The sequence below is a fragment of the Ramlibacter sp. genome (assembly GCF_028292805.1).
Lineage (GTDB): Bacteria > Pseudomonadota > Gammaproteobacteria > Burkholderiales > Burkholderiaceae_C > Ramlibacter.
The window spans coordinates 1-9,547 of the sequence record NZ_JAQGLS010000293.1 but is presented as its reverse complement, the minus strand read 5'-3'; the positions used below and the strand labels follow the sequence as shown (position 1 = coordinate 9,547).

Here is a 9,547-nt window from a genome sequence, read left to right as displayed (position 1 = left end):
CCCTTGCATCGGCCGTTGCGAGCAGGCGCCCGCGGTGCTGGTGGGCCAGCTGGCGGTGCCGCACGCCACGCCCGAGGCGGTGCTCAACACCTTGCTGGCTTCGGCCGGCTCGGCCCCGGGCCGGCCGGGGGCCGCCCGCGGGGTGGTCGACCACGTGGGCTACGACAGCTACCGCGCGGCCGGCGGCTATGCGCTGGCCGCGGCCGTCGTCAATGGCGAGGACGATGCGCTGCAGATGCTCGAGGCGATGGAAGCTTCCGGCCTGCGTGGCCTGGGCGGCGCCGGTTTTCCGACCGGCCGCAAGTGGCGCATCGTGCGCGACCAGCCGGGGCCGCGCCTGCTGGCGGTGAACCTCGACGAAGGCGAGCCCGGCACCTTCAAGGACCGGCACTACCTGGAGCGCGATCCGCACCGCTTCCTGGAAGGCATGCTGATCGCGGCGCAAGTGGCCGGCACCGAGGCCGTCTACATCTATCTGCGCGACGAATACCACGACTGCCGCGTGATGCTCGAGCGCGAGCTGGCGCTGCTGGCCGCCAACCCGCCGTTGCCGCTGCCGCACATCGAACTGCGGCGCGGGGCGGGCGCCTACATCTGCGGCGAAGAGTCCGCCATGATCGAGAGCATCGAGGGCAAGCGCGGCATGCCGCGCCTGCGCCCGCCCTACGTGGCGCAGGTGGGCCTGTTCGGGCGGCCGACGCTGCAGCACAACTTCGAGACGCTGTTCTGGGTGCGCGACATCCTGGAGCGCGGACCGGAGTGGTTTGCCGGCCACGGCCGGCGCGGCCGCAAGGGGATGCGCTCGTTCAGCGTCAGCGGGCGCGTGCGCAGCCCCGGCGTCAAGCTGGCGCCGGCCGGCATCAGCCTGCGAGAGCTGGTGGACGAATATTGCGACGGCATGCAGGAAGGCCACGCCCTCTACGCCTACCTGCCGGGCGGCGCCTCCGGCGGCATCCTGCCGGCCGCGCTGGCCGACCTGCCGCTGGACTTCGACACCTTGCAGCTGCACGGCTGCTTCATCGGCTCGGCAGCCATCGTGGTGCTGGGCGACCAGGACCGCGCCCGCGACGCCGCCTTGAACACGATGCGGTTTTTCGCGGCCGAAAGCTGCGGCCAGTGCACGCCTTGCCGGGTTGGCACCGACAAGGCGGCGCAGCTCCTGCAGGCGCCGGTCTGGGACAACGACACCCTCGAAGACCTCAATCAGGTGATGGCCGACGCCTCCATCTGCGGCCTGGGCCAGGCCGCGCCGAATCCGGTGCGTTGCGTGCAGAAATACTTTCCCCATGAAATCGCCTGATCTTCCCCTCGTCGAATTCAAGCTGGATGGCCGGCCGGTGCAAGCCCTGCAGGGCGAGACCATCCTGCAGGCGGCGCAGCGCGCCGGTGTCGAGATCCCGCGCCTTTGCTACACCGAAGGCATGCGGCCCGACGGCAACTGCCGCGCCTGCGTGGTGGAGATCGCAGGCGAGCGCGTGCTGGCCCCCAGCTGCTGCCGCACCGTGGCCGCGGGCATGCAGGTGCGGGCGCAAAGCCCGCGCGCCCGCAAGAGCCAGCAGATGGTGCTGGAGCTGCTGCTGGCGGACATGCCGGAACGCGGCTTCAAGTGGAACGATGGTGCGGGGACGCCCCAACCCCAGCCCTTCCCCAGCGCGGGAGGGAGCGAATCGGACTTACCCCCTCCCATTTCGGGGGAGAGTCGGGGTGGGGACACCCCCGGTCAACACGGCGAGCTGAGCGCCTGGGCCGACCGCCTGCAGGTCACCGCGCGACCCGAACTCACAGCGCTGCGCCGCCCGCCAACCGCGCCCGATGCCTCCCATCCCGCGATGCTGGTCAACCTCGATGCCTGCATCCAGTGCACCCGCTGCGTGCGTGCCTGCCGCGAGGAGCAGGTCAACGACGTGATCGGCTATGCCTTGCGAGGCGCCGCCAGCAAGATCGTGTTCGACCTGGACGACGCCATGGGCGCCAGCACCTGCGTCGCCTGCGGCGAATGCGTGCAGGCCTGCCCGACCGGCGCGCTGATGCCCAGGACGCTGGTCGGCTCGCAGGCGGTCGACCGTGAAGTGCCATCCGTGTGCCCGTTCTGCGGCGTCGGCTGCCAGATCACGTACAAGGTACGCGACGAGCAGATCGTCGCCGTTGACGGCCGCGACGGCCCGGCCAACCACGGCCGCTTGTGCGTCAAGGGCCGCTTCGGCTTCGACTACGCGCACCACCCGCACCGGCTGCGCCAGCCCTTGATCCGCAAGTCGGGCGTGGGCAAGGACGTCGACGTGGCGCGCGATCCCTCGCAGTGGCGGGAGGTGTTTCGCGAAGCCACCTGGGAAGAAGCGCTGGCGCTCGCCGCCGGCCAGTTCGTGGCCTTGCGCGACACGCACGGGCCCAAGTCGCTGGCGGGCTTCGGCTCCGCCAAGGGCAGCAACGAAGAGGCTTACCTGTTCCAGAAGCTGGTGCGCACCGGCTTTGGCAGCAACAACGTCGATCACTGCACGCGCCTGTGCCACGCCTCCAGCGTGGCGGCGCTGCTCGAGGGCGTGGGCTCCGGCGCGGTCAGCAACCCGGTCAGCGACGTGGCCGAGGCGGAGCTGATCCTGGTGATCGGCTCCAATCCCACCTCCAACCATCCGGTGGCCGCGACGTGGATGAAGAATGCGGCCAGGGCCGGCACGAAGATCGTGCTGGCCGACCCGCGCGTGACCGACATCGGCCGCCACGCCTGGCGGGTGATGCAGTTCAAGGCCGACACCGACGTCGCCCTGCTCAACGCGATGATCCACGCCATCATCGAAGAGGGGCTGGCCGACCGGGCCTTCCTCGAGGCGAGGACCAGCAACTTCGAGGCGCTGCGCGCCAGCGTGCAGGCGTTCTCGCCCGAGCGCATGGCGCCGGTGTGCGGCATCGCCGCTGGCACCATCCGCGAAGTGGCGCGCGCCTTCGCCACGGCGAACTCCGCGATGATCCTGTGGGGCATGGGCGTCAGCCAGCACGTGCACGGCACCGACAACGCGCGCTGCCTGATCGCGCTGTGCAGCGTGGCCGGCCAGATCGGCAAGCCCGGCAGCGGCCTGCATCCGCTGCGCGGCCAGAACAACGTGCAGGGCGCCAGCGACGCCGGGCTGATCCCGATGATGCTGCCCAACTACCAGCGGGTCGACGACGCGCAGGCGCACGCCTGGTTCGAGGACTTCTGGGGCACCAGGCTCGATCCGCAACCGGGCTACACCGTCGTCGAGATCATGCACAAGGCGCTGGCGCCCGAGGGCGATCCGCACAAGGTACGCGGCATGTACGTCATGGGCGAGAACCCGGCCATGAGCGACCCCGACCTGAACCACGCCCGCCATGCACTGGCGGCGCTCGAGCACCTGGTGGTGCAGGACATCTTCCTGACCGAGACGGCCTGGCTGGCGGACGTGGTGTTGCCGGCCAGCGCCTGGCCGGAGAAGACTGGCACCGTCACCAACACCGACCGCATGGTGCAGCTCGGGCGCAAGGCGATCGAGCCGCCGGGCCAAGCGCGCCAGGACCTGTGGCTGATCCAGGAACTGGCGCGTCGGCTGGGCCTGGACTGGGATTACCCGGGCGCCGATTGCGGCGTGGCGGCGGTGTACGAGGAAATGCGCCAGGCCATGCACGGCGCCATCGCCGGCATCAGCTGGGGGCGGCTGCAGCGCGAGGGCAGCGTCACCTATCCGTGCCTGTCGGAGGACGATCCCGGCCAGTCCATCGTCTTCACCGATCGCTTCCCCACCGCCGACGGCCGCGTGCGGCTGGTGCCGGCGTCGCTGGTGCCGGCCGACGAGAAGCCCGATGCCGACTACCCGCTGGTGCTGATCACCGGGCGCGTGCTGGAGCACTGGCACACCGGCAGCATGACGCGGCGCGCCGCCGTGCTCGATGCGATCGAGCCGGCGGCGACGGCGTCCTTGAACGGCCGCGAGCTGCAGCGGCTGGGCCTGGTGCCCGGGCAAGCGGTGCGGCTGGCTTCACGCCGGGGCGCCATCACCTGCGAAGTGCGCAGGGACGATGGCACCCCGGACGCGACGGTCTTCATGCCATTCGCGTATGCTGAAGCGGCCGCCAACCTGCTGACCAACGCCGCGCTGGACCCCTTTGGCAAGATCCCCGAGTTCAAGTACTGCGCGGTTCGGATATCTCCATGACCACTCGCCCCGGAATCGACGTCGCCGTCATCATGCGCAAGGTGGCGCAGCGCAACCAGTGGCAGCCCTTCCGTTGGGAGTTGGCCGAGGTGTTGCAGCACGAACAGGCGTTCGGCACCGAGCCCCAACGCCTGCGCCAGTCCGAGACCGAGGAGCGCTGGCTGTACCCGGGCTTTCGCGTCGAGTTGTTCCGCGACGACGCCGAGGGCTACTACCTCAACTACACGACCGACAAGCCCGGCTGGTTCGTGCTGTGGCGGATGGAAGAAGAGCCGACCATCGCCGACGAGCCGCTGGCGCGGCCGGCCATGGTGAGCCTGAGCTACCACGACGCCGGCCGCTGGCTCGACGCGCAGGAGCACTGCGAGCAGGTGCCGGCGCCGCCCGAAGTGGTGGCCTGGATGCGCGCCTTTGCCGAGGAACACTACGTGCCCGAGCCGCGCAAGCGGCAGCGCCCGGAAAGCTTCAAGCGGCTGGAAGACCGGTTCGGCAACCCGGCCTCGGTCAGCACCGGCAAGAAGTATGGGGGCGGGGGCAATGGCTGACGGTTTCCTGGGGCGCTGGGCCAAGCGCAAGGAGGCGGTTCGCAAGGGCCAGGCGTTGCCGCCAGAGCCGGTGGTGGTGCCGCCGCAGCCCGCACCCCGGCCCGCTCGCGCGGGCGTGAGCGAGAGCGAGGGCGAGGGCGAAATCGCCAAGGCACAGGTTGAGTCACCGCCGCCGCCCACCCTCGAAGACGTGGAATCCCTCACTCCCGCGTCGGATTTCAGCCGCTACGTGCAGCCCGACGTCGGGCCCGACGTGCGCAACGCGGCAATGAAGAAGCTGTTCGCCGACCCCCACTTCAACGTGATGGACCGCCTGGACATCTACATCGACGACTACTCGCAGTCCGAACCGATTCCCGAAGACTGGCTGCGGCAGATGGCCAGCACGAAATTCCTGAAGCTCTTCGACGACAAGGAAGAGGAACAGCAGCAGGCGGATGACGGCAAAGTCCCCACGGGCAGGGAAGCTGCTGATGTCCCCCCGGCGCAAACCGTGGCACAGTCCAGAACGGCCGATGCGATCCCCGCAGCAGTACCCCCGGCCGACGACCATGCCGACCCTGATTTGCGATTGCAACAAGACGATGCCCCTGGACCCGCAGGCCCTGGGACGCGCGCTTGACGAAAACCTCACCCTCCACTCCACCTTGTGCCGGCGTGAGGCGGGCGCGTTCCAGCAGGCGGTGAAGAGTGGCGACGACGTCGTCGTCGCCTGCACCCAGGAAAAGCGCCTGTTCGGCGAACTCGGAACCCAGACCGAAGGTGCGGTCTCGCCGATCCGCTTCGTCAACATCCGCGAAACCGGCGGCTGGAGCCGCGACGCCCGCGGCGCGATGCCCAAGCTGGCGGCCCTGCTGGCCGCGGCCAAGCTGCCCGAGCCGGAACCCGTCCCCACCGTCACCTACAAGAGCGCCGGCCGCCTGCTGGTGATCGGCCCGCTCGCCGAAGCGGAGCGCTTCGCCGCAGTCGTCGGCGACTCGCTGGACGTCACCATCTTTTCGCGCGGCGGCGCCGGCGCGCAGGAGCGGCGCTTTCCGGTGGTCGGCGGCAAGATCGTCAAGCTGGCCGGCTGGCTGGGCGCGTTCCAGCTCGAATGGTCGCAGGACAACGCGATCGACCTGGATCTGTGCACGCGCTGCAATGCCTGCGTGGCGGCCTGCCCGGAAGGCGCGATCGGGCTGGACTACCAGGTCGACCTGCTGGCCTGCACCAGCCATCGCGACTGCGTCAAGGCCTGCTCGGTGGCCGGCGCGATCGACTTCGCGCGTGAGCCGGTGGCCCACAGCGAAAGCTACGACCTGGTGCTCGACCTGCGCCAGCAGCCTGGCTTTGCGCAGCACGCGCCGCCGCAAGGCTACTTCCACCTGCCCGCCGCCGACGTGTCCGGCCCGACGGCGCTTCAGACGGTGCTGCGGCTGCGCGAACTGGTCGGCGAGTTCGAAAAGCCCAAGTTCTTCACCTACAAGCAGAAGCTGTGCGCGCACAGCCGCAACGAAAAGACCGGCTGCAACGCCTGCATCGAGATCTGTTCGGCCGAGGCCATCGCCAGCGACAAGCACCGCCAGCAGATCAAGGTCAACCCCAACCTGTGCGTGGGCTGCGGCGCCTGCACCATGGTCTGCCCGACCGGCGCCCTCGGCTACGCCTATCCCAAGGCGGCCGAGCAGGGCACGAAGATCCGAACCCTGGTCTCGACCTACGAGCGCGCCGGCGGCGCTGCTCCCATCCTGCTGCTGCACAGCCAGGAGCGCGGCCAGGCGCTGGTCGAAGAGCTCGGGCGTTCGGCCCGCACCGGCAAGGCCCAGGGCGTGCCGGCCAACGTGATCCCGCTGGCCGTGTGGCACACCGCCAGCACCGGCATCGACCTCTGGCTGAGCGCCGTCGCCCAGGGCACGGCCCACGTGGCGGTGCTCGCCACCCACGAAGAAGCCCCGCAATACCTGGAAGGCCTGCGCGCGCAGATGGACGTGGCGCAGGCCATCCTGGCCGCCCTCGGCTATGCCGGCAGCCATCTGAGCCTGCTGCAAAGCAGCGCGCCGGCCGACCTCGACCAGCAGCTGCAGGCACTGGCCAAGCGCCGCGGCGCCGTGCCGGCCGTGCGCGGACGCTTCGGCGTCGCCGCCGACAAGCGCACCACGCTCGACCTGGCGCTCGACCACCTGGTCGAGCACGGGCCGGCCAAGCCTGAAGCCATCGCGCTGCCGGCCGCCGCGCCGTTCGGAAACATCCTGGTCGACAAGGACAAGTGCACCTTGTGCCTGAGCTGCGTGAGCGCCTGCCCGGCCAGCGCGCTGCAGGACAACCCGAACGCGCCGCAGCTGCGGCTGGTGGAAAAGAACTGCGTGCAGTGCGGCCTGTGCGCCACGACCTGTCCGGAAAACGCCATCACGCTGCAGCCGCGCCTGCTGCTCACGCCCGAGCGCAAGTTGCCGCGCGTGCTGAACGAAGCCAAGCCGTACGGCTGTATCCGCTGCAGCAAGCCCTTTGGCACGCTCAAGGGCATCGAGCTGATGCTGGGCAAGCTGGCGGGCCACTCGATGTTCCAGGGCGCTGCTCTGGAGCGCCTGAAAATGTGCGCCGACTGCCGCGTGATCGACATTTATTCCGCGCAGGACGAAGCCCGCATCTCCGACCTATGAACCAACCGATTCCCGTCTCGTCCGCGCTGGACGAGGAAACGGCGCGCGCCGAGGTTTACGGCCTGCTGGCCCAGCTGTACTACGCGCCGCCCGCGCCCGAGCTGCTGGCGGCGCTGCGCGTCGCCGTGACCGACGCACCGGCGCCGGGCGCGTTGCTGGAGGAGCCTTGGCGCGAACTGGTGGGCGCCGCCCGCGGCGCCACCGACGCCGCCCTGGTCGAGGAGTACGAGGCGCTGTTCGGTGGGGTCGGCAAGCCCGAGGTCTACCTGTTCGGCTCGCACTACCTGAGCGGCTTTCTCAACGAAAAGCCGTTGGCGCGCTTGCGCGAGACGCTGGGCGAACTCGGGCTGGCGCGCGACGAGTCCATGTCGGACACCGAAGACCACATCGCCTACCTGTGCGAAGTGATGCGCTACCTGATCGCCGGAGACGACGTCGCGGTGGCCAACCTCACCCGCCAGCGCGAGTTCTTTTCAGCCCACGTGCTGTCCTGGCTGCCGGCGTTGTGCGATGCAATATCGATGCATCCGAAGGCAAGCTTCTATGCCGTGCTCGCGGCTTTCACCCGCGCCTTTTGCAACGTCGAGGCGCAAGGCTTCGACATGCTGGACTGATCCAGCCGCCCAGCCCCATGCCTCACGGCATGAGGCATTTCGGCTACAGGGCGGCGCCGCCCGGTTTCAAATTGCCACGCATTCCGGCGCGCTGGGCACGCTCACTGGGTTTTCCCCTAGGTTGCGCGGGCACTTTTTGCATGCCGGCGATTGCCGCAGGGGTGAGCCTCAACTACAGTGTGAAACGTAGTTCACAAGCGAGCCTCAGGAGACAAGCATGCCCGAAAGCCAGCCCAAGCCGTCCCGCCGCGGATTCATCGCGGGCGCCGCCGTTGCGGGTGCCGCCACCGCCGCCGTCGTGGCACTGCCGCTGCAGCAGTCCGCCGAGTCCGAGGTCACGCAAGCCCCTCCCAAGCCAGAGCGCGGCGGCGGCTATCGCCTCAGCGACCACGTCAAGCAGTACTACAAGACCACGCTCGTCTAATTTCCGGAGAGATCCATGTTGCTCACGAAAAAGTCGGGTACCGCGCAGGCGAACCCGCGTTCGCCCTTCGTTCACAGCCTGCAACGGGGCCTGGCCAACGCCATCCCCACCATGGACCGCCGCGCTTTCCTGCGCCGCTCGGGGCTGGGCGTGGGCGTGGGCATCGCCGCCGGTTCGCTGACGCTGGTCAAGAAGGCGCGCGCGGCCGACGGCAAGGGCCCGGCGATCGGTGAAGGCCGCATCGAGGTCAAGCGCACGGTCTGCTCGCACTGCTCGGTGGGCTGCGCGATCGACGCCGTCGTCGAGAACGGCGTCTGGGTGCGGCAGGAGCCGGTGTTCGACTCCCCGATCAACCTTGGCGCGCATTGCGCCAAGGGCGCGGCGATCCGCGAGCACGGCCACGGCGAGTTCCGCCTGCGCTACCCGATGAAGCTGGTGAACGGCAAGTACGAGCGCATCAGCTGGGACCAGGCTCTCAACGAGATCACCGCCAAGCTGCAGGAGCTGCGCAAGGCGAGCGGGCCGGAATCGATCTTCTGGGTCGGCTCGTCCAAGCATTCGAACGAGCAGTCGTACCTGATGCGCAAGTTCGTCAGCCTCTGGGGCAGCAACAACTGCGACCACCAGGCGCGCATCTGCCACTCCACCACGGTCGCCGGCGTCGCGAACACGTGGGGCTATGGCGCGATGACCAACTCCTACAACGACATGCAGAACAGCAAGGCTGCGCTGTACATCGGGTCGAACGCCGCCGAGGCGCACCCGGTGTCCATGCTGCACATGCTGCATGCCAAGGAGAGCGGCACCAAGATGATCGTGGTGGACCCGCGCTTCACCCGCACGGCGGCCAAGGCGGACGAATACATCCGCATCCGCTCGGGCTCGGACATCCCGTTCCTCTTCGGCATGCTGTACCACATCTTCACCAACGGCTGGGAAGACAAGAAGTACCTCGAGGACCGCGTCTACGGCATGGAGGACGTGAAGAAGGACGTGATGGCGAAGTGGACGCCCGACAAGGTCGAAGAGGCCTGCGGGGTGCCGGAAGCCACCGTCTTCAAGGCCGCGCAGATGATGGCCATGAACCGGCCTTCGACGCTGGTGTGGTGCATGGGCCAGACGCAGCACACCACCGGCAACGCGATCGTACGCGCCT

Annotated in this window: 8 protein-coding genes; all 8 read left to right on the top strand. The window is 69.0% G+C overall.

The features are described 5' to 3' along the window. Positions 1 to 1,300, top strand: a 1,300-nt coding sequence (locus tag JWP65_RS17900) for an NADH-ubiquinone oxidoreductase-F iron-sulfur binding region domain-containing protein (RefSeq protein WP_299766182.1), incomplete at its 5' end; no start/stop codon positions are given. Beyond that, positions 1,287 to 4,169, top strand: a complete 2,883-nt coding sequence (gene fdhF / locus JWP65_RS17895) for a formate dehydrogenase subunit alpha (RefSeq protein WP_299766180.1) — start codon at positions 1,287 to 1,289, stop codon at positions 4,167 to 4,169. The genes JWP65_RS17900 and fdhF, both read left to right, overlap by 14 nt. Next, a complete protein-coding gene (locus JWP65_RS17890; protein WP_299766178.1) occupies positions 4,166 to 4,714 on the top strand; it encodes a DUF3305 domain-containing protein in 549 nt (182 codons plus the stop codon). Before fdhF ends, JWP65_RS17890 begins: the two co-directional genes overlap by 4 nt. Next, on the top strand, positions 4,707 to 5,336 hold the full coding sequence (locus JWP65_RS17885; RefSeq protein ID WP_299766176.1) for a DUF3306 domain-containing protein: 630 nt from the start codon (positions 4,707 to 4,709) through the stop codon (positions 5,334 to 5,336). Before JWP65_RS17890 ends, JWP65_RS17885 begins: the two co-directional genes overlap by 8 nt. Then, complete coding sequence (locus JWP65_RS17880; RefSeq protein WP_299766174.1) at positions 5,266 to 7,353, top strand: 4Fe-4S binding protein; 2,088 nt, start codon at positions 5,266 to 5,268, stop codon at positions 7,351 to 7,353. Before JWP65_RS17885 ends, JWP65_RS17880 begins: the two co-directional genes overlap by 71 nt. Beyond that, positions 7,350 to 7,967 carry a molecular chaperone TorD family protein gene (locus tag JWP65_RS17875; RefSeq protein WP_299766172.1) on the top strand — a complete coding sequence of 206 codons (618 nt, stop codon included), beginning with the start codon at positions 7,350 to 7,352 and terminating at the stop codon, positions 7,965 to 7,967. Before JWP65_RS17880 ends, JWP65_RS17875 begins: the two co-directional genes overlap by 4 nt. Before the next feature lie 217 nt (positions 7,968 to 8,184). Then, positions 8,185 to 8,391, top strand: a complete 207-nt coding sequence (locus JWP65_RS17870; protein WP_299766170.1) for a twin-arginine translocation signal domain-containing protein — start codon at positions 8,185 to 8,187, stop codon at positions 8,389 to 8,391. Positions 8,392 to 8,406: 15 nt separating this feature from the next. Next, on the top strand, positions 8,407 to 9,547 hold a 1,141-nt coding region (locus tag JWP65_RS17865; protein WP_299766168.1), incomplete at its 3' end, for a molybdopterin-dependent oxidoreductase.